The following is a 20,714-nucleotide window of genomic DNA, read 5'->3' as shown; positions in this document are numbered from 1 at the left end:
ATATTTTATATCTATTGTTTTTCTGACTATTCAGAAACTCTAACAATCCTTTAGAATCCACTCCCGAGATGATCTTATATTTTTTGGCATCGTTATTGCATTTAATGAATAGCTTTTCAGTGAGGAACACCACCAGATGAGGATGAGCAGCTTTGCCTAGCTTACGAAATGACGTTGCTAAGTGTATAGATACCCTGAAAGCAGGCGTAAAATAAAGCGTGAGCAAGGAATGCCCTTATTTTTAGGAAACAAAAATCCAACATGAAATCCATTAACTTCGAATTCCTGCAAAAGAGTTGGCCAGACTTGGCCGCTCTTGGCGGCTTTAGCGAAACCTACGCACACAGCGATCCGCAAAGTGCGTTGGTCAAGCTGCGTTTGTTCGTGGAAAGGATGGTTGGTGCGCTCTACCAAATGCATGGTTTACCCAAACCTATTCAACCTACTCTAAATGACTTGCTAAACAACGATGTTTTTCGTGATTTAGCACCCAGGCCAATTTATTTAAAATTCCACGCTATAAGGGATGCAGGCAATAAAGCAGCTCATGGAGAAACGGTTTCCAAGCAAACAGCTCTTTGGTTAATTAAAGAAGCATATGATCTGGCTCGCTGGTTTTTTGTCGCTTTTGCCAGAGGCGAAGCCTCGCTATGTGGGCAATATCAGGAGCCAAAAGCCGAAAATCAAGACTCAGACAGCAAAGCAAAACTCAAGGAGCAAAAAAAAGCTATTCTGGAAAAATTGTCAGCTCAAGAAGCACAGTTGCAAGCGTTATTCGCTGAACTGGAACAATCCAGAACGCAGGTGCAAAACGCGGAACAAAAGCTAGCAGACATAGCAGAATCAACCGCCAAAGGTCAGCAAGTTGCCGACGTATTCAAATTTGATGAAGCCACTACCAGGAAAAGGCTGATTGATCGGCAAATCGCAGACGCTGGCTGGCATATTGGTAACAACGGTACCAATACAGAGCAAGTTGGCCAAGAGATCGAAGTCAACCATCAACCTACCAATTCAGAAACAGGCCGAATCGATTACGTATTGTGGGATGACAACGGCAAACCACTAGCAATCATCGAAGCAAAAAAAGCTTCTGAAAATGCCGAGAAAGGTCGCACCCAAGCACGTATATACGCCGATGGTTTGGAGAAAGATCACGGACAACGACCCGTAATTTTTTACACCAACGGTTTTGATATTTGGATTTGGGACGATCAGCAAGGTTATCCGCCACGCAAAATTTTTGGCTTTTATTCCAAAGACAGCTTGCAGTATTTGGTGTACCAACGTCGTGCCAAACAAGCATTGAATAGCCTATCGCCAAAAGCTGAGATTGCTGGTCGCCTTTACCAAATTGAAACCATCAAGCGTGTTACCGAGCGTTTTGCCAATCAATATCGCAAAGGGTTAATCGTTCAGGCAACTGGTACAGGAAAAACGCGTGTAGCCATTGCTCTGACCGAGCTATTAATTCGTGCCGGCTGGGTCAAGCGTGTGCTATTTCTCTGCGACCGTCGCGAACTTCGCAAACAAGCTAAAGATGCGTTCAATGATTATCTCAACGAGCCCTTAGTCACTGTAGGAGCCAGCACAGCCAAAGATAGACAGAAACGGATTTATCTGGCTACTTATCCGGCAATGGCAAAAGTCTTTCAAACGTTTGATGTTGGCTTCTTCGATCTGGTTATTGCCGATGAATCGCATCGCTCGATTTACAACGTGTATGGCGACATCTTTCGTTATTTCGATTGCTTGCAAGTAGGACTTACCGCAACTCCTGTCGAATTCGTCACCCGAAACACTTTTCAATTATTCGAGTGTGAAAACCAAGCCCCCACTGCTTACTATTCTTTCGAGCGAGCGGTCGAAGAACATTATTTGGTACCGTTTGAAGTACAGACCTACACCACCGATTTTCTGCGTCGCGGCATTAAATACCAACAACTCACCAATGAGCAGCGGCAAGAACTCGAGGATTTAGGCGAAGACGCGCAGACGCTTAACTTTGAAGTCAGAGACATCGACAAAAACGTCTACAACAAAGACACCAATCGCCATATCATCCGTAACCTTATGGAAAATGGCATTCGCGATGCCAGTGGCCAGCAAGTTGGCAAAACCATTATTTTTGCTCGCAATCATGAACACGCACTGTTGCTGAGAAACGTCTTTGACGAAATGTATCCGCAATATGGAGGCAAAGTTTGCCAGGTCATCGATAACTACGATCCTCGCGCTGAACAGCTAATCGACGATTTTAAACAACTCGATAACGAGCTAACCATTGCCGTATCAGTAGATATGCTGGACACCGGTATCGATGTTCCAGAGGTAGTAAATCTGGTATTTGCCAAACCGGTTTTCTCCAAAGTGAAATTTTGGCAGATGATTGGGCGCGGAACTCGGTTATGCCCCAATCTCTTTGGCTTGGGTAAGGATAAAACCGGATTCAGGATTTTCGATCACTGGGGCAACTTTGACTATTTTGAGTTTCATTACAAACCTGTTGAACCTGTCGTCAGCAAACCTTTATTGCAACAGCTCTTTGAAACGCGAATCGCTTTAGCCGACGCGGCACTGCAAGCTGCAGAACCGGAGTTTTTTGAAATCGCCGAAGCCTTGATTGCCAAAGACATCAATCAACTGCCAGATGAAAGCATTGCTGTACGGGAAAAATGGCGGACTAAACAGAATCTTTCCCAACCGGAAACACTTCACCAATGGGCACCGGCTACGGTTGCGGGTCTTAAAACTGAAATTGCCCCTTTGATGCAATGGGTAAGCGTGCGTGGGGCAACCGAAGTCTACGAACTGGATTTACTGATCGCTCGGATGCAGATAGAACTATTACGTAATTCCAGTCGCTTCGACGATCTGAAAATCACCCTCATGGATCGAGTTAATGGCCTACAGATGCACTTAAATCAAGTCCGCGAAAAAGCCGAACTCATCAAAAATGTGCGAGCAACAGAATTTTGGAATCAAGTCACTGTTCCAGCACTTGAAGATGTTCGAAAGCAATTGCGTGACATTATTCATCACCAAGCGTCGAGTGGCGGTGGTGGCACCAGTACAACCAAAATAATCGACATTACCGAAGATACAGCTCAAATAGAAAGCGGGCAACGTTCTTCGACTATCCGCTCAGTGGATATGAAGGTCTATCAGCAACAAGTCGACCAGGCACTTCGCGAGTTATTTGACACTGATCCGACGCTAAAGAAAATCCGCCGTGGCGAATCGGTCTCGACCATTGAGTTGGAAAATTTAACATCTCTGGTGCTTATCCAACATCCGGATGTTCGTCTGGACGTGCTGAAAGGCTTTTATGGCGAAGCATTGCCAATGGATCACATCATTCGGTCGATTGTCGGCATGGAGCCCGATGCCGTTAGAGAACGCTTTGAGTGGTTCGTCCAAAAGCATCCACTCTTAACCGCGAAACAAACCCAGTTTTTAAGCCTGTTGCAAAACCATATTGCCAAATACGGCGCTATTGAAATCGAACGCCTTTATGAAGACCCTTTTACCTTGGTGGATGCCGACGGCATAGACGGCGTATTCAATAACGAAGCCGACAGCGAAGAACTGATTGCCATCATCAATACATTCAAACCCAGCCACACTCAGGAGAGAGCACAATAATGATTACTGGCGAATTAAAAAGCCGCATAGACAAACTTTGGTTGGAATTTCACACCGGTGGGATCACTAATCCACTGACGGTGATTGAACAAATCACTTTTTTGATGTTCACCCGTTTGCTGGACATCGTTGAAACGCGTAACGAAAAAAAAGCTAGCAGAACCGGCAAACCCTTCCATCGAATTTTTAATGACGAGGAACAGGAATTGCGCTGGTCCCATTTCAAACAACTCGGTGCAGAGCAAATGCTGCCATTGTTGCGCGATAAAGTATTTCCGCACTTCAAATCCATTTCCGAACTAGATATCGCTGACGGTGCGCAACCTACGACTTTTAGAGAGTATTTCAAAGACGCGCAGCTGATGATTCAGAAAGAAACTTTGTTAGTGTCAGCTGTCAACATGATCGATGATTTGCCGTTGACTGAAGGTGATACCAAGGGTGACTTGTACGAATATTTATTATCCAAACTCACCACTGCTGGCATCAATGGCCAATTCCGCACGCCACGCCATATCATCCGGCTAATGGTTGAACTGCTTGATCCAAAGCCAACTGAAAAGATTGCCGATCCCGCGTGCGGTACAGGTGGCTTCTTAGTTGGTGCAATGGAATATCTGTTGCGAAAACATACCTCGCCCGAAGGTGTGATCGAGCATACGGTTAATGGTAAAGTCGAAAAAACCTATACCGGTGACTTGCTGGAAAGTCATTGGCAATTTATTCGCGCCGGCATGTTTCATGGCTTTGATTTCGATGCCACCATGCTGCGAATCGCTGCGATGAACCTACTCTTACACGGCGTCGATTCACCAGACATTCATTATCAAGATACACTGAGCAGCAATTTCACAGATAAATTTCCAGATAAGGCTACCAATGGCTTTGATGTCATCCTCGCCAATCCACCTTTCAAAGGCAGTCTGGATGAAGAAGATGTCCATCCAACCTTATTACGTAAAGTCAAAACTAAAAAAACCGAATTGCTATTTATTACGCTGATTTTGCGCATGCTCCGTAACGGTGGTCGCTGTGCCGTGGTTGTACCAGACGGTGTATTGTTTGGTTCTACCAAAGCACATCAGGGCCTTAGACAGCATCTAGTTGAAGAAAATCAACTAGAAGGTGTTATTTCATTGCCATCTGGCGTATTCAGGCCATATGCTGGGGTATCAACTGCCATCATAATATTTACTAAGGGTGGGCGTACGAAGGAAGTATTTTTTTATGACTTAGAGGATGATGGTTTTTCCCTAGATGACAAACGCATTCGTTTATATGACTCTGACTTCGCGGGTGATTTACCCGAATTATTGGAAAGATGGAAAATGAGAGCGTTAATTGACGTTCATGACCGTAGCGAAAAATATTTTCTCGTGTCAAATGATGAAATCAGAGAAAAAAATTATGAACTTTCAATTAATAGATATAAGAAAGAAAGCTATGAAGTAGACAAATATCGCGCACCGGCAAAGGTATTGTTTGAACTAAAAAAAATTGAGTCAGAAATAATAGATGACACTGCTAAACTGGAAGATTTATTAAAATGAAATTAACAACATTGCCAGATCTAACGGGTGATTCTGGAATATTTATCGATGGGGATTGGGTTGAAAGCAAAGATCAGGATCCAAAAGGTGATGTTAGGCTTATTCAATTAGCTGATATTGGGATAGGTGAATACATTAATAAGTCTACAAGGTTTATGACATCAGATACTGCAATAGCATTGAAGTGTACGTTTCTTCAGCCTGGCGATATTTTAATCGCAAGAATGCCTGATCCAATTGGTCGGGCGTGCATATTCCCAGGAGATGAAAAGCCTTGTGTCACAGTTGTTGATGTTTGCATATTGAGGGTTGATTCTGAGCTTGTTGAAAAAGACTGGTTACTCTATTTTTTAAATTCAAATGTTTTTCAGAATAGAATAGGAGAGTGGGTAAAAGGAGCGACTCGGCAGAGAATATCAAGAAGTAACTTGGGAAATATTGAATTTGAAATGCCAGATATAGATGATCAAAAAAAAGTCTCTAGGGTTTTGAAGATGGCTTATGAAATTCGTCGAAAACATCAGGAGGCTATTAAGTTAACGAATGAATTAATTAAGTCAACTTTCCTTGATAATTACTATTCTGAGTGATGGTCTTTTGCCTTTCAGTTTTTAGCCCTCCTTGCTCTATATTATTTTTAATCCAATAAATAATACTTAAGGGCACGATTCAATGCCACGAATATATGCTTGCCCAATCTGAATTTGTCGAAAATTTTTAAATGACTCATAAAATGAATATTTATAAATCGATTATGTATTAAAGACATGAGTATTAAATCTATCACACTGCAAAATTTCAAAGGCATCGGTGAATCTGTTTGTGTTGAACTAAAACCAATTACTTTGTTGTTTGGCGCAAACAGCGCCGGTAAAAGTACCATTCTTCAGGCCTTATTGTTTGCCAGGGAAATCCTTGAACGTGCCAATACTGATCCGGACAAAACCATTCAAGGCGGTGATGCTGTAGACCTGGGTGGTTTTCGAAACTTGGTTCATAACCATGATGCCAATTTACCCATCTCACTCCGATTCGATCTTGATTTAACGGATATTGATCTGGTCGATTATTCCGACTATCCAGATTCTCCAGCCTTCCAAGAATGGAGTGGTCAAGCTATGTCGGCATGGGTACAGTTAGACATTAAATGGAGCAGCTTTCTTGAGCAGCCAACACAAGCTGATTATGAAGTAGGTATCAATGGTGTTGTCGCAGCCAAAGTAACAGCCGATGACAGCACCGGATTGCAGCATGTGGTGAGCTTTAACATACGCCATCCTTGGTTTTGCGAGGGTTTAGAGCTTGAGCCATCAGATGTTGACATCAAGTGGGATGACCGAACGACGGTGGACTATGAGTTATCCCAGCGGGCTAATTCAAAACACGAGACGCTCTTTGACGAAATCCGGAGCGTATTTGCGGCCCGTGATCTTGGCGAATTCAGCGAATTAATTAATTTTTGCCTGATTTCTCCGGGTGAGTATCTACGCAGCAATCTTAGAAAACTTAAATACCTTGGCCCGATTCGCGTAGTACCGGATCGTACCTATCAACCTTCCAAATCGCCCGACGAATCCCGATGGTCTACAGGCTTAGCAGCTTGGGACTGGATTAACGATGCCTCTTTGTCGCAGGTCGATGAACTGAATAAGTGGCTGACCTGGGAAACGCGATTGAATACCGGTTACCGAGTGGACGTTAAGCGATACAAAGAACTGGACGTGGACGGCATGGCAATGTCCGCCTTATCTCAGGGTGAAGACTTTCTGGATAACTACGAAATGATTCGGCAAGAAATCGAAGCCTTACCGGAAAAAAAGCGTTTGTTATTACGGCAAGAGAAGGACTTTTTGGATGTTGCGCCACAAGACGTGGGAATAGGTATTTCTCAGGTTATACCGGTTGTCGTTGCCGCACTAGCGCAAAAAAGCGGTATCGCGGCGATAGAACAACCGGAACTGCATATCCATCCAGCGGTACAGGTTGCTTTGGGCGATCTGTTCATTCAGCAAACCAATGATGAAGCGGGATTCAGTCGGCAATTTCTGATCGAAACCCATAGTGAACATTTGCTGTTAAGACTCTTGAGACGGATACGCCAATCGAGTGAAGGCCAAGTAGCTGAAGAGCTAAAACTATCTCCCGACAGAGTCGCGGTGTATTACGTCGAGTCCTCCAGCCAAGGCACGGTATTGAAGCATCTTCGCATCAATGAAGAAGGTCGGTTTGATGACCGCTGGCCACGAGGTTTCTTTGAAGAACGGGAGAAGGAATACTTCGGTGATCTGGAAGATTTATCCGAAGAGATCGGAAGGATGTTCGACTAATGATCTACGAATATGCTGTTTCACCCGCTTTATTTAAAAATATTAGTGACGTTGCTTTTCTTTATGAAGCCTTTGGAATTGACCAAGGCCGATTGATTAGTGAATACCCAAGGAAGCGTAAATGGACTCAATATGCTAGAGAGCTAATTAAAAAGCATGCTCGTGACGACTCAGAGCGAAATGCTCTAATAGAATTGCTAATCGCACTTGAAAAACGAGCCTTGTACGAGAGGCAATCGGTTATTTGGGATGACAACAAAAAATGGATAGAAAATGCTGTTGACGAGCACAGTCGAAGACCGTTTAGGGCAATACTAAATCACCAGCCTACTGAGCAAGCCGACGTGACCACAATCGCTGATACATGGAAGGTTCCTCAATGGAAAAGTCCACCTAGTTTTTCCGTTTCCAGAAACGCAAAGCAAATGGTGGATGCGGCATCGCCACTGCTACATCTTTCAAGGGTTTTGGTTTTAATTGATCGGAACTTTGAGCCTGCCGATGCTAGGTTTTCAAAGGTATTGATTGAATTTGCTAGGCGCCTGCAAGCACAAGCCCACGCACCGAAAATCTTACAAATCAAATACGTTACAACCTACGAAAGCAATAACAGAACAATTGGACAATTCGAAAGTGAATGCAAGTCTGTCTTACATACGCTATTACCGACCGGAATTAGCGTCAAATTTTTTATTAAAGCGAAACGGTTATTGCATGACAGGTTTGTGTTAACTGATCGAGGCTGCTTGCAATACGGTATCGGTTTGGATGAAGGCGATGGTGATGTTTTAGTTACTCGGTTATCGAATGATAACTTTACGGATGAATGGAATAAATGGGAACAAAACAGTTGCCATAATTTTGTGATTGAAGGTTCAGGCCAATAATTGTTAATAAGAAGAAAAACTTAATAAGGAGATCGAATGAAAGAGCAGCAGTTGTTGCAATGGTATGAAACACATGCAAAACCTTTTTTTGAAACTTATTCAAAAGACCGGATTGCTGGTTTCGAAAACGACTATGAGCGGCTAAAAAAGCTTTTGGCAATGCCTGATTCGATCACGGTGTGTTTTCTTGGAAACTCTGGCATCGGAAAAAGCACACTGCTGAATGCACTAGCAGCCGGTAAGGAGCAGGTTCTGCCTGCTGGTGGTATTGGTCCTTTAACAGCTCAGGCTACTAAGGTGTTTTATAGTGAGATTCCTACTTTTAAGGTGACATACCAACCTCGCAAGCATTTATGGAACGTTGCATTTGCATTGGAAAGTCGCCTGACTCATCAACAAAAGTCCAAAGCAAAGCAGAATACTACCTTAACTAAAGAACCCACAGTTGATGAACCTAGTGATTTTCAACATGAATTAAATGATGATGAAAGACAGGATTTGCTTGAGCGTGCAACCATTACAGCCGAATCGTCCAGTAGTGATGGGCCGACTCATGATCCAATCGAAGGGTTTATAAAACAGGCTAAACAAATCGTTACCGGCAATCAGTTCAGCGACAAACCCCTTGCTTACCTTGTCGATGCACTCCGCGTTGCCTGTGATGGCAAATTAAGATGGCATTCCACTCTGGATACGGATGATCAAAAGCGAATCGATAGAGTTAAGGAAGTTATTAAGCCTAGTCGCACGAATCGCAGCCACGAAAAATGCCAAGGTGATGATAAAAAAGAGTTCATGGACGATCTCAAGGCCCATGCTGCTGGATTTTTGTCTCCATTGATTGAGGAAATTCATGTCGGCTGGCCTTCCGATGTTCTCAAAGCTGGCGTGACATTAGTAGATTTACCAGGCGTCGGGATTGCAAATGACACTTATCGCACCGTCACTAGCAGATATGTGGGTGAAGAAGCACGCGCTGTCATTGTTGTAGTTGATCGGGCTGGACCGACAGAATCAACAATTGAGTTGCTACGTACCAGTGGTTATTGGGATCGGTTGGTGGGAGCGACTGATGACCCAGAAAGCGATCCTTGCTCAATGCTCATTACGGTTACCAAAGTTGACGATGTCGCAGCAGAGGAATGGAGAAACACAGTTGAAGACTCTGATGGCAAACGACCGAAAAAACGTGAGGTCTTTGCAAACTTAGTTGAGGAGTTTCGTCCTCGAATGCTCAGCCAGATCAAAGAACAGCTTAGTAAGATTGGTACTTCAGATAACGAAACTGTACGCAGAGCACGTGAGCAAGCACGCGAGAACATTTTGGATTCTTTGCAAATCCATCCTGTTTCCGCACCCGAATACCGGAAGATATTGATCGACGATGATGAAGATAAAGCTTTTTTACCCGATTTAGAACAAACCGGTATTCCTACTCTGCAAGCAAGCCTAAAAGACTTAAGCGAAGGGGAACGCCAAAATCTGCGTCGTAGAATCGATGAAGTTTCGAAACGACTATCGGACAATTTGCTCAATGAATTATCCATCATCGAAGCACAGTGGAAAGAGAGAACACGCGCAGCGGAAGAGGCTGAGAAATTAGCTGATGCATTAGAACAATTTATGGGTCCTAAGCAAAAGGAGTACGACCTTCGGGTCGGGGGCTTTCGGGAGTTCCTCGAAGAAACAGTCCAAGCTTCAATCCGCGAATTGGTTTTGGAAGCTCGGGGCGTCGCGGAAACGGAAGTAAACAGCTATTTGTATGACTTACAGTGGGCGCATTGGGCGACACTTAGGGCTGCCGTTCGTCGCGGCGGTACCTTTTATGGAAGCCGTACAATCAGTCTGCCAGATGACATTGCAAACTACTTTCAAGAGCCTATGGCGGCGGTTTGGGGGCAAAAACTGCTCAAAGGAATTAGAAAACGAACGAAAGATTTGTCTTCGGATATAGCCGAAATGGTACAAGAAATTTGTGAGTGGGCGATCGAAAATGGTGGCGCCCAAATCAACAAAACACTCTTAGAAAACCAGCAAACCCGGATTTCAAATCAAGCGGATCAGATGAACCAAGTCGGCAAGGAAGCTGTTGATGAGTTACGGGCTCTAGTAAAACAAAAACTAAGAGAAGCAATCCGTAAGCCTATTGAAAATGCTTGTCAAAAATTTGTGGCTGATGGCAACGATATAGGTCCAGGCGTAAAAACACGCATACTTCATTTGTTTAATGCCTTAGCTAGGCAGGCTACTGACGCAGCAAAAGAACCTGCCATCGAAATATTGCAATCAAACTACAAAGTTGTCAGAGAGGAAATTCAAACTACCTTCTCCCAATGGGGTGAGCCTTTACTAGATACTGCAAACCTTATTGTAGAAAGGCATGAGGAAAGAATGAAACGTTCAGATGCGCAAAGAAGGTCAAAAGTGTTGGCCGACATTGAAGCGGTTTTAGCTCAATGTCCAATTTGCGAACCTTCGGCTGAAGCTGTCTAGCCACAATCTATATGTCATCACTCATTGAATATAGCGGTATACCAAGGGCGATATTACGGATTGTCAATGATTTTGGATTCGATTCTTATGATTTGGTATCGCCTCCACGCAGGTTACTCGGTAGCACGAGCCCAATTCCATTGCTTGAACACAACGTAGACAAGCGACGAACAACCAGCCAACCAACGACGACAACGTTAATGGATGCTCTGCCGGAAGGCGACAATTGGCTGGCTATGTCGTCACGAACATTAGCTCGACTACATGCTGCGTATTTAATTGCCGAAGACCCTCAACGCCGACTAGATGTTCATAAGGCAGCAACACTGATGCATCAAGTTAGTTTGGTGCAACACATATTGACCGACCCCAATCTAAAAAAGGTATTGATAGGCGATGAAGTCGGACTGGGTAAGACGATTGAGGCTGGTTTATTAATCCGAAGGCTGCTGGATCAAAATGCTGCAATACGAGTGTTATATCTTGCTCCGGCCAGATTGGTAAGTAACGTCGTGAATGAATTACGCGACAAACTAGACCTCGACGCTCGAAAATGGTCAGCAGGAAATTCTGGTGATGCCAGGCTTGAGGCAGACCGTCTTGTTGTCGCCAGTATCAATAAGGCGGTTTTTGGTGACAATCCCAAAATGGTTGTGAATAGTGGTCCATGGGATGTGATCTTTGTTGACGAATGCCATCACTTGTCTGATTGGGGTATTTCCGGGGGCAAGCCAAATCAGTCATTTCGTCTGGTGCAACAACTCGTTAATTGTCAACCCGCCGATGGTCGTCTGTTTTTAATGAGTGGAACTCCCCATCAAGGAAGTGAGGCACGATTTAAAAATTTACTTCGCTTATTGGCGGATGATGGTCAAACTCTCGAAAGCGTTGCAGGAAAAGTTATTTACCGGACAAAGGATCGAGTCAGAGATTGGCGAGGACAACCGCTATTTCCAAGTCGCCAAATCAATCCCCCGATCGTTGTTTCTTTAGGTGGAGCGTATGAAAAGTGGTACGAAGGCATCTGTCAGCTTTACGATGCACCCACAAATGGTAGCAGCAGTCGTAACCGAGCTACTGGCTGGGCTAAGGGACAAGCATTACAATGGGCGGCATCAAGTGTGCAGGCTGGTTTGGGTTTTCTTGTTCGGCTTAGTCTACGTAGACTTGGTTGGGACATAACTCACAAAACCCTTCATGATGCAATTGGTGCTCTGCGCCCTTATCGTGGTGGTCCAGCAGATGAATCTATTCCATCCTTGTATGCCCGATTACTAAAACAAATCGGTCTTCAGAAAGAAAGCGACGATACCGTTAGTGATCTTGAAGAACTTGATGATGAAGTTTGGACACCCGATCCAGTTCAACTAAGTGAGCTATTACGTGAAGGGATTGCTCTCCTGCAAACCGAAGCCGCAGATGCAAAGTGGGAGGCGTTATGCAAAGTTATCGAAGCGGCTGGTGACGAAAAAATTGTATTTTTTGCTCAACCAGTCGAAACCGTTGGCGTTGTAGCAACATTTTTGAAAAAACGATTTGGTGTTGATCCTGCAATCATCATAGGTAACCAGAGCGACGATGAGCGTTTATCCCAAGTCAGACAGTTCCAATCTCCTGAAGGACCGAGGTTTTTAGTATCTTCGCGTGCTGGTGGTGAAGGTCTTAACATGCAGCGTGCTAGACGATTAGTTCATTTAGATGTGCCCTGGAATCCGATGGATCTTGAGCAGCGTGTCGGTCGGGTTCATCGGTTCGGTTCTCGTAAAACGATTATCGTTGATACAACGGTTGTGGCTGGTAGCCGTGAAGTCGATATGTATCGTATTGCCAGGGAGAAATTGGCCCTTATTTCTTCACAGCTAGACCCCGAACAATTTGAGATTCTATTTAGCCGCGTTATGTCACTAGTGCCGCCTAAGGAATTGGAGGGAGTAATAGGTGGAGCTCCTCCAGGACCGTTAGGGCTTCAAGAGTCCAATGCTATTGGTAAATTGGTAACCGAAGGATTCAAAACGTGGAACTCATTTGACGATACTTACCGCCACGAAGCAGAAAAGATACGTGCTATTGATCCTGGAGCTGCATCCTGGAGTGACTTAGCAACATTCTTAACAAGATACGGGGACGCTTCCTCCACAGATGATGTTGGTTTGCCTACTTTTGAATTCAGAGATGATGAGATTGTCGCCGTTGAAGAAAAGTTACCAGCTTTGGAATTTGGATCGAAAATCTATGCTTGTGGAGATACTGGCGGTTTGCCTATCGATTCACTTAATGGGCGGTCAGTTTATTCATTAGGGCTGAATTTGCCGGAAGTTACGGAAATATTAAGGAGCCGATTTATACCTGATAAATTAGTTGGTTGTGCGCTACTTAGACTCGATTCAGATATTCAATCTGCCCTAAATGTTGAATCAATCATAGGCTTACTTTTTTTTATAAGGCAGACTATTCATTATGAACTTGGTAATAGCCGAGAGGTTGCTTTGTCGCTTGTTGGCGTTGCGCTATCAAGCTCAGGGGACGTAACGGAATTGACGTCCGATAGACAGGCCGAAGTTGTTCGCTCTATTACTAAAGCCCAACGCTCTAAAGAGCCTGCTTCGCCTGAAATCAGAATGAAAATGAAAGCTGTTGAAAATGAAATGATTCCGAAACTTCGAATGCCAAGCGATGAAGAAATTTCCCGTGGAATTAGACATGCTGTTTGGCCAATTGCTGCGATTGCTTTTGTTTAATTTGTAATCCTTGATTAGTTGTCAATGGGGTGTCTGTTTAAAAATTTCATGTCAATTCTACTCCATGGTGTTTCTCACGAGAAGATCGCGCCGATTATTCCTCTAAACCCAGCTTGTCCATCCAATTGCTGAGGGTTTGATAGTTCGGCAGACCTAACAACGCTGTGGCTTTTTTCTTATTACCGGCCACCTGTGCCAGTGCCTTGGTAATGTATTGTCGTTTGATATTGTCCAGTAAACCTTGAATATCAAGGCCTGAGCCAATTTCCGGCAAATCGCTTTTATTGCCGTTGACCGGTCGGCTAATCATAGCTTCCTTGATATCAAACTCGCTTATGGTATCCGATTCCGCCCAGATTGAAGCGCGTAATAACGTGCCGTGTAATTCTCGTATATTACCCGGCCAAGTATGGCTCAAGATAATATTTTTAGCTTTTACAGAAAGTTTTTTATCAACATAGCCCGGTTGATTGGATGCTTCACGATTGATTGATGTCATTAAATGATCCACCAACAAAGCGAGATCACCACTGCGCTCTCGCAACGGGGGCAATGTCAAAACACCAATGGCGACGCGGTAAAACAGGTCTTCACGAAAACGCCCGTCAGCAATGTGTTGCGCGAGATCGCGATTGGTCGCCGCGATCACGCGCACATCGACTATATGCATTTTGCTGTCGCCAACCTTGCTGATTTCGCCGGATTGCAGGACACGGAGCAACCTCACTTGAGCGTCTTCCGGCAGTTCACCAAATTCATCTAAAAATAAGGTGCCACTATCAGCTGCCTCGAAATAGCCGATTTTGTTACTGACTGCGCCGGTAAACGCGCCTTTGATGTGGCCAAACAGTTCTGAATCAATCAAATCTTTGGGGATTGCGCCGCAATTGACAGTTACAAATGGCTTGCCTTGACGTTGGCTGGCGTTATGAATAGCTTTGGCAAAAAGCTCTTTGCCGGTACCAGATTCCCCCATGATCAGTGCCGGAACATCGCGCAGCGCGATTTTTTCCGCTTTTCGAATGACACGCTGAAAGTCGGGGTTTTGAGTAATGATGTCTGAAAACGCTGCTGACGTAGGCGCTTGATCCAGGGCCAGCGCGCTAAGCTTTTGATCGGCACGCTTGACGATTTGAGGAACGAATTCGGCAGAGATGTCGAATGGTATGGCAACAAACTCACCGCCTTTCTCCTTAGTCGACTGAACGAACCGTGTGTTGTATTTGGTTTTACCCAGCAAAATGGAAACCGCTGTCATCGAGGGTGTGCCGGGAGACAGGTGGATGCTGATATCCAGATCAGGCTGTTCACGAGTCAGCTTTTGCAGATAACCATCTACCGCTTGATGTATGTCGCCGAAATCGATTGGGGAACGCAGAGAGCATGGGATGGGGAAAATTTTGATACCGCTATACTGACTTAACCAATCCATATAAGCATGGACTTGCTGAGGATCTTGATCATGCAGCAAGTGAAGTTCGTCGAATGAGAGATTTTTTAGGGCACCTAATATGGGCCCATCACCTATTGGGGTTTGAGACGAGTCAGGCAGCAAGCTGGCTGCTTTGAGATCGGTAATGCCCAGCCAAGACAACAGAATGTTTGTATTCATTTGATCGAGCAGTCTAGTCAGCAAATTGGCATGTAGAATAAACCCAAAGAAACGAATAGCCCAATTAAAAAATAACAAAACTTGTGGGTTACAAATATTTTTACCCTAACCGTTAGATCATCGAATTTACTATCCTGTAAAAAACGTGTCCCATCGCCAAATTACTTCCACAACTCTGGGTCAGCTAATCAAAGCCGAGTAAATTTTTTATATGCTTAATCACTGTCGGGTTGGCAAATAATTTTTCGCCAATTATCGAAATCGCACTAATTATCGCGATTTCGAAGACGACCTTCCAAAATTACGCTTCACAATATCCTCCAGGACGTTTTTGGGCTTCTGCCATCTCGTGAAACCCTGTTTCACGGGCATTGGCCGGTATCAAGCGAAATTTTTTTATTAATGTTGCAATAAATTGCGAATTCGCAATTTATTGCAAGTTGATTTCAAAAATTTTGCTGAAAAATACGTCCTAAGATCGCATCAGACAAAAATAATTTTCCGATCTTGCAGCTGATGCCAAATTCGTCATTAGCTGCAAGCGAGTGGCCACTCGATTTGGATATTCTGTCCGACGCGACATTACGCAATCCCATGGATTGCAGACTGGGCCGGCAACGGTCTGAGTATGGGTGGATAGATCACTTGAATTCATGTGAACCCAAGGCTACTACCCCATTTTTTCAATAATTCTGAGGTTAATAGACATGATTAAATTACCTGAAACGGGTTTTCTACGTTTGAAACATATTATCGGCGATCCAACCGTCAATCCACCGATTCCGCCACTGATTCCGGTGAGTAAGTCCACTTGGTGGGCCGGTGTAAAAGACGGCATTTATCCCAAGCAAGTCAGATTGAGTAAACGCACCATCGGCTGGCGGGTGGAAGATATTCGCGCACTGATGGAACGGCTGGGTATTGCATGGGTGGAGAATGCTGCCTAGTCAACGCTTACCGTTGCCGCCGTTTGGCAAGGAGCTGATTGTCAGACTGCAATCCGCCTCACCACCCTGGCCGATTATGATTTGCTTCGGTCGTGGTGCCTGGCAGCGCGCGCGGCAATGGCAATCCAATCCCACCGTATGGACACTGGTAAGTCCTGCTAACTCAGCACCGGCCCAGTATCGATGGCCGGTGCTGGGGCTGATGTTAATCGTCGACTGGCAACGTGATCACACGGCCGGTCACGATGAGGTATTGGTGCTGGTCAAAGTGCTGCTGGACTATGGTGCCGAAAGTGTTACCGTCTTGCCCAGTTGGGTGGATTTCAGTCAATTGGCCGTTGAATACGACGCCCGGTTACCGGTGGGTGAGCGTTGGGTGCAGGTGCGGGAGATGATTGTGGTTTATCGACTGGACGTGGACAGGGATGACCGACGCTGACGCCAAATCGTTATTGGATGACGAGGCCGAGGACGGATTGACATCCGCTCTCGACCGATTTTTGCCAGCGCGGTTGTCGCCTGCGGATTTGGCCGAGATTCAGCAAGCCCGTCAATCCATGGTTGCTGCCTCATCCGAGAAGGATGCGGCAGCACTTTTTCCCTGTGCCGATAGTCGGCCCTGTTACCAAGTTTATGAACATACCTGCGGTCCTGGTCATAGTTGGCCCGCCGGTGTGTATTACCATTTTCTAGGCAAATCGTCTGCCAAGGAGCCGCCGGCGCTGCGCGATGTCAGAATTTGTGGCGTATTGAATGCGGTGGCCATTGCCCGCAACCGGCAAGGTGGCGACTTCGGCTTATTGCTGGAATTTCGCGATCGTCTAGGACAACTCAAACAGTGGAATATGCCATTCCGATTGCTGGCCGGCCGCGGCGATGAATTGCAGAAAGCCTTGTTCGACCAAGGCCTGGATATTCACTACCCGCAACGCAGTCGTCTGGCGGAATATCTGTGTCAGCAACACCCTGATCGAACAGTCTGGATCACATCCACACCCGGTTGGTTTGATCACGTTTATGTGCTGCCGGATCGTAGTATTGGTGATTCAAGTGATGCCGTGATTCTGCAGTCCGAGGGAAATATACACAGTAGTCTTTATCGGCCAGCTGGTACCTTGTCCGCCTGGCAACAACAGGTCGCGGATTTATGTCCCGGTAATCCTTTTTTGCTGTTCGTTGTCTCGCTGGCCTTTTGTGGTCCTTTACTGGCTAAATGCCATTTGGACAGTCTGGCCATCCATATTTATGGTCCCTCCAGTCAAGGCAAAACCAGCGGCATGCAAGTGGCTGCCAGTGTCTGGGGCGAACCGAAACGTTTCCAGCGCTCCTGGACGGCAACCTTGAATGGCCTGGAATCAGCCGCCGTGCAGGTTAATGATGGTTTTCTGTGTCTGGATGAGATAAGTAAAGCCGATGCCCAGGATGTCAGCAAGTCGCTGTATCTACTGGCCAATGGCGTTGGCAAACAACGGGCCATGGTCAATGGTAAAGCCATGCTGCATCAGCATTGGCGGGTAGCGATTCTGTCCAACGGTGAAGACTCGATTGAAGCTCATCTGAGTAAGGCCGGTATTCCGGTCAAAGCCGGCGAATTGGTGCGCTTTCTGCAGTTGCAGGTGTTTGGTCAGCATGGCGCCTTTGACCATCTGCATGACTATGGTAGTGGCCGTGCCTTTGCCACCGCGCTGCATCAGCACACGTCTGAGCAATATGGCACCGCCGGCATCGCCTTTCTGGAGCGATTGACCCGCGATTCACGCGATTTTGCCGCCTACCTAGACCAATGTTTACGCATTTTCGAACAGCGCTTCGGTCCCTTATCGGCTCAGGAAGCCCGAGCCGCCCGCGGTTTTGCCTTGATTGGTCTGGCTGGCGAGTTGGTCAGCGAATATGGCGTCACGGGTTGGCCTGAACGCATTGCCATGGAGACGGCATTGATCTGCTTCAAACATTGGCGCCAACAGCGTGGAACCGGTGAACTGGAACCTCAGCAATTGGCCAATACGTTGCGGCAGTACATCGAACTCTATGGTGACAGCCGTTTTACCAAAACCGACGATCCCAACCGACTGCATGGCGAGCGTTCCGGTTATTGGCGCCAAACCGAACGAGGCCGGCAATGGTTGTTCAGCTCGGCCGGTTTCAAAAAGGCGATTGGTTATGCCGATTTGGCATTAGCGGTTAAACTGCTGATCGGTCAAGGCATCCTGAAATCCGGCCCCAATCCCAAAAAGCATGTCACCCAGGTCAAACTCTACAGCGGCTCGGCGTGGTTTTACGTGATTCAATTTGATGACGACCATGTTGGCTGATGTGATCCGGCATTATCTGGCAGATTCAATCGACCTGCAGTCTCAACCAGTCGATCAACACCACGCAACGCAAAGTGAAAATAATTTAGCGTTAACACCGGTGTTACCCGATCCTGAATCGGTAATACCCCAGCAACCCGCGCCAAGACTGGCCGTAATACCAGTAATACCGGTAACACCCCAAAACAGCAAGCCTCAACAAAACAACGTCAACAAGCTCAACGTCCAAGATCAAAGCAAACTTCTGGCCTATCTGAACGCCATTGGCGAAACCGATTCAACGGTCATCGACGAGTTTCTCAGCGAATGTGCGGCAAGCCCCGACATCCTGCATTACGCCTTGCAACTGGCCGAAGACACATTGCGAATTCACCACGGCGATACGCGGAGATTCGTGCGCTGTGCCAGTTGTCGATTGCTGCAAGTGTCAGAACAACGATGCAGTCAATTCGGCTGGCGGATTGTGGTGGATAAATGGCGGCGGTATCAGGAATTTTCTGCGATGCAATAACAGTCTCAACGAGACAATACAAGGCCAGGATCAATGACAGCCGATTAGCCTTATCCGTTATCAGTCAAGCGCCTGACCGTCAGTGCCGCGCGTTGCTCGATCAGCTGTACGATGTGTTCAACCACCGGATTTTCGGCGAATTCATGGTCGGCCGATGTTTGCAACCTGCGAGCCACCAGAGGTAGCCGTTGGCACAAACCTAGAATGCGTTTTCGGGTTTGCGCTACCGATAAGCCCGCCGCTTGGGCAAAGCGATCCCAGTGTCTTGCCTGCAATTCGCTGAATTTGTATTTGCCACCCAACTGCATCGCCATCTTGGGCGTCAGGCTGGGATAAACGGCGGTTGACAATACGTCGTAGAGCGGGGCCAGAACTGGGCCCTTGTCGGCATGCAAGATAGAAAAGTTCTTGGCGTGAGCATCGTGGTTGCCAATCAAGGCATTGAAAATCACCGCATCCAGCAGACGCAGTACCTGTGGCGCACTCGGTCGGGTCACGCGGCGGACCAAGTCAAAACACTGGTCCAAACCCGGCCCACCCTCGTTCTGGTATTTGAGTTCCGGTACCACGCCAAGTGCCTGGCAGAAATCTTCCTGATGCAGCCGCAAGCGTTGGCCATTTGTAGCTTGAGTTCTGTCATAACGCTCGACCAGCAAAAATGAGCGGTCGCGAATGGTACAAATCCTCGACTGTGCGGTCTGGAATTGCATCGCAGCTGCCAATGCCAGGCAGAACCCTTCATTGATCACGCTGTCTTCAACGGCAGCGATAGCCGGTTTGAGAATATGGCTACTGGGCGTACCATTGCGGGGCAGACCGATTCGTTGACCATCAAATACCACCGGTAATTTGTCCTGAGCGCCGGCCAGTGATAAGCGCAAACCATCCTGACCGGCCAGCATCGGCCGCTGTGGCAATTCGTCCAGCAAGGCCAGTACGTCGGAGTCGGATAACCAGTCGACCTCGTGCGCTGGTTCAGATACAGCGGGTAATCGGTCTGGCGGCAATAGCGAAACGGCGCCGGCGCATTCACCTCCGATATGATTGAGCAATGCAAAGTCGTTTTGCTTCGAGATCTGAAATTGGCGTGCGATTAGTTGGCGTAACTTGCCCTCCGGTAACAGTCCGGCAAAGAAAGGCCGCGACTGTTGGTCGTTGAAAACCTCTACTTGCAACGGTAACGAGCAGGATAGCGGGACGGCGTCGGCATGTTGAAGCCAGTTGGCGTTGTAGCTAAATCGCAGTCTGCCTTCAACCAGGGCCAAATCCCCCACTCGACGATCGAATAAATAGACGGCGAGCAAATAACTCATGTTGCTTTGTTCATGTCCGGCAGGCCATCGAGCATGACCTGCCCGCCCAGTGCTTCAATCACACGCATCACCGTTTCCAGACGCACGGTCGGCTTGCCTGCTTCTAGGTCGACGATAAAGCGAACGCCAACACCTGCCGCCAACGCCAATTCGGATTGAGTTAATCCGAGCTGTTTGCGGGCGGTGCGTAGCGCCTGGCCAAGTTGTTGGGTAGATTGGATGTTGATCATAAGGTTTTTCCCGTTCGGGAAATTATTAGGCGAGAGCAACGAATATGCAAGTTTAATTTCCCGTACGGGAAAATTAATTTAGAATTTACGATAGACAAGCATTGAAGTTCCCGTTCGGGAAAAATAGCCCCTTTCTCTGTCAAGTCTAT

At 46.4% G+C, this 20,714-nt stretch carries 14 protein-coding genes; 11 read left to right on the top strand and 3 right to left on the bottom strand.

Annotated elements, in window-relative coordinates:
- Window positions 1-261: 261 nt before the first annotated feature.
- The 7 genes from NP590_RS17920 to NP590_RS17890 all read left to right on the top strand — a co-directional run bounded on the left by NP590_RS17920 (window position 262) and on the right by NP590_RS17890 (window position 13,640).
- The gene (locus tag NP590_RS17920) at window positions 262-3,645 is read left to right on the top strand and encodes a DEAD/DEAH box helicase family protein (RefSeq protein WP_256604032.1); all 3,384 of its coding nucleotides are present in this window, start codon (window positions 262-264) and stop codon (window positions 3,643-3,645) included.
- Window positions 3,645-5,195: a type I restriction-modification system subunit M gene (locus NP590_RS17915; protein WP_256604031.1), complete on the top strand. Its 1,551-nt coding sequence runs from the start codon at window positions 3,645-3,647 to the stop codon at window positions 5,193-5,195. The genes NP590_RS17920 and NP590_RS17915 overlap by 1 nt, the downstream gene beginning before the upstream one ends.
- The gene (locus NP590_RS17910) at window positions 5,192-5,785 is read left to right on the top strand and encodes a restriction endonuclease subunit S (RefSeq protein WP_256604030.1); all 594 of its coding nucleotides are present in this window, start codon (window positions 5,192-5,194) and stop codon (window positions 5,783-5,785) included. Before NP590_RS17915 ends, NP590_RS17910 begins: the two co-directional genes overlap by 4 nt.
- Window positions 5,786-5,962: 177 nt before the next feature.
- Window positions 5,963-7,522, top strand: a complete 1,560-nt coding sequence (locus tag NP590_RS17905) for an AAA family ATPase (RefSeq protein ID WP_256604029.1) — start codon at window positions 5,963-5,965, stop codon at window positions 7,520-7,522.
- Window positions 7,522-8,409 (top strand): hypothetical protein, encoded by an 888-nt coding sequence (locus NP590_RS17900; protein ID WP_256604028.1) that lies wholly within the window; start codon window positions 7,522-7,524, stop codon window positions 8,407-8,409. Before NP590_RS17905 ends, NP590_RS17900 begins: the two co-directional genes overlap by 1 nt.
- A gap of 36 nt (window positions 8,410-8,445) precedes the next feature.
- Complete coding sequence (locus NP590_RS17895; protein ID WP_256604027.1) at window positions 8,446-10,902, top strand: dynamin family protein; 2,457 nt, start codon at window positions 8,446-8,448, stop codon at window positions 10,900-10,902.
- A 200-nt stretch (window positions 10,903-11,102) separates the two neighbouring features.
- Complete coding sequence (locus NP590_RS17890) at window positions 11,103-13,640, top strand: helicase-related protein (protein WP_256604026.1); 2,538 nt, start codon at window positions 11,103-11,105, stop codon at window positions 13,638-13,640.
- Window positions 13,641-13,734: 94 nt separating this feature from the next.
- On the opposite strand, the gene NP590_RS17885 is transcribed toward NP590_RS17890, so the two are convergent.
- Window positions 13,735-15,252, bottom strand: coding sequence for a sigma-54 interaction domain-containing protein (locus NP590_RS17885; protein WP_256604025.1), 1,518 nt, complete (start codon window positions 15,250-15,252; stop codon window positions 13,735-13,737).
- Between the two features lie 707 nt (window positions 15,253-15,959).
- On the opposite strand from NP590_RS17885, the gene NP590_RS17880 reads away from it, so the two are divergent.
- Genes NP590_RS17880 through NP590_RS17865 form a run of 4 tightly spaced genes read left to right on the top strand, consistent with a single transcriptional unit; the run spans window position 15,960 to window position 19,022 of the window.
- Entirely contained in the window at window positions 15,960-16,199 is a 240-nt protein-coding gene (locus NP590_RS17880; protein ID WP_256604024.1) for a helix-turn-helix transcriptional regulator, read from the top strand.
- Window positions 16,189-16,638 carry a hypothetical protein gene (locus tag NP590_RS17875; RefSeq protein ID WP_256604023.1) on the top strand — a complete coding sequence of 150 codons (450 nt, stop codon included), beginning with the start codon at window positions 16,189-16,191 and terminating at the stop codon, window positions 16,636-16,638. The genes NP590_RS17880 and NP590_RS17875 overlap by 11 nt, the downstream gene beginning before the upstream one ends.
- Window positions 16,625-18,511, top strand: a complete 1,887-nt coding sequence (locus tag NP590_RS17870; RefSeq protein WP_256604022.1) for a DUF927 domain-containing protein — start codon at window positions 16,625-16,627, stop codon at window positions 18,509-18,511. Before NP590_RS17875 ends, NP590_RS17870 begins: the two co-directional genes overlap by 14 nt.
- Entirely contained in the window at window positions 18,492-19,022 is a 531-nt protein-coding gene (locus NP590_RS17865) for a hypothetical protein (RefSeq protein ID WP_256604021.1), read from the top strand. The genes NP590_RS17870 and NP590_RS17865 overlap by 20 nt, the downstream gene beginning before the upstream one ends.
- Window positions 19,023-19,072: 50 nt before the next feature.
- Here the strand turns inward: NP590_RS17865 and NP590_RS17860 are convergent, their stop codons facing one another.
- Both NP590_RS17860 and NP590_RS17855 read right to left on the bottom strand, forming a co-directional pair.
- Complete coding sequence (locus NP590_RS17860) at window positions 19,073-20,335, bottom strand: type II toxin-antitoxin system HipA family toxin (RefSeq protein WP_256604020.1); 1,263 nt, start codon at window positions 20,333-20,335, stop codon at window positions 19,073-19,075.
- Complete coding sequence (locus NP590_RS17855) at window positions 20,332-20,565, bottom strand: helix-turn-helix transcriptional regulator (protein ID WP_256604019.1); 234 nt, start codon at window positions 20,563-20,565, stop codon at window positions 20,332-20,334. Before NP590_RS17855 ends, NP590_RS17860 begins: the two co-directional genes overlap by 4 nt.
- Window positions 20,566-20,714: the final 149 nt, after the last annotated feature.

This window comes from Methylomonas subterranea (assembly GCF_024505185.1).
GTDB classification, from domain to species: domain Bacteria; phylum Pseudomonadota; class Gammaproteobacteria; order Methylococcales; family Methylomonadaceae; genus Methylomonas; species Methylomonas subterranea.
Note: the sequence above shows the minus strand (reverse complement) of the source record. Positions and strands in the feature narration are given on the sequence as shown.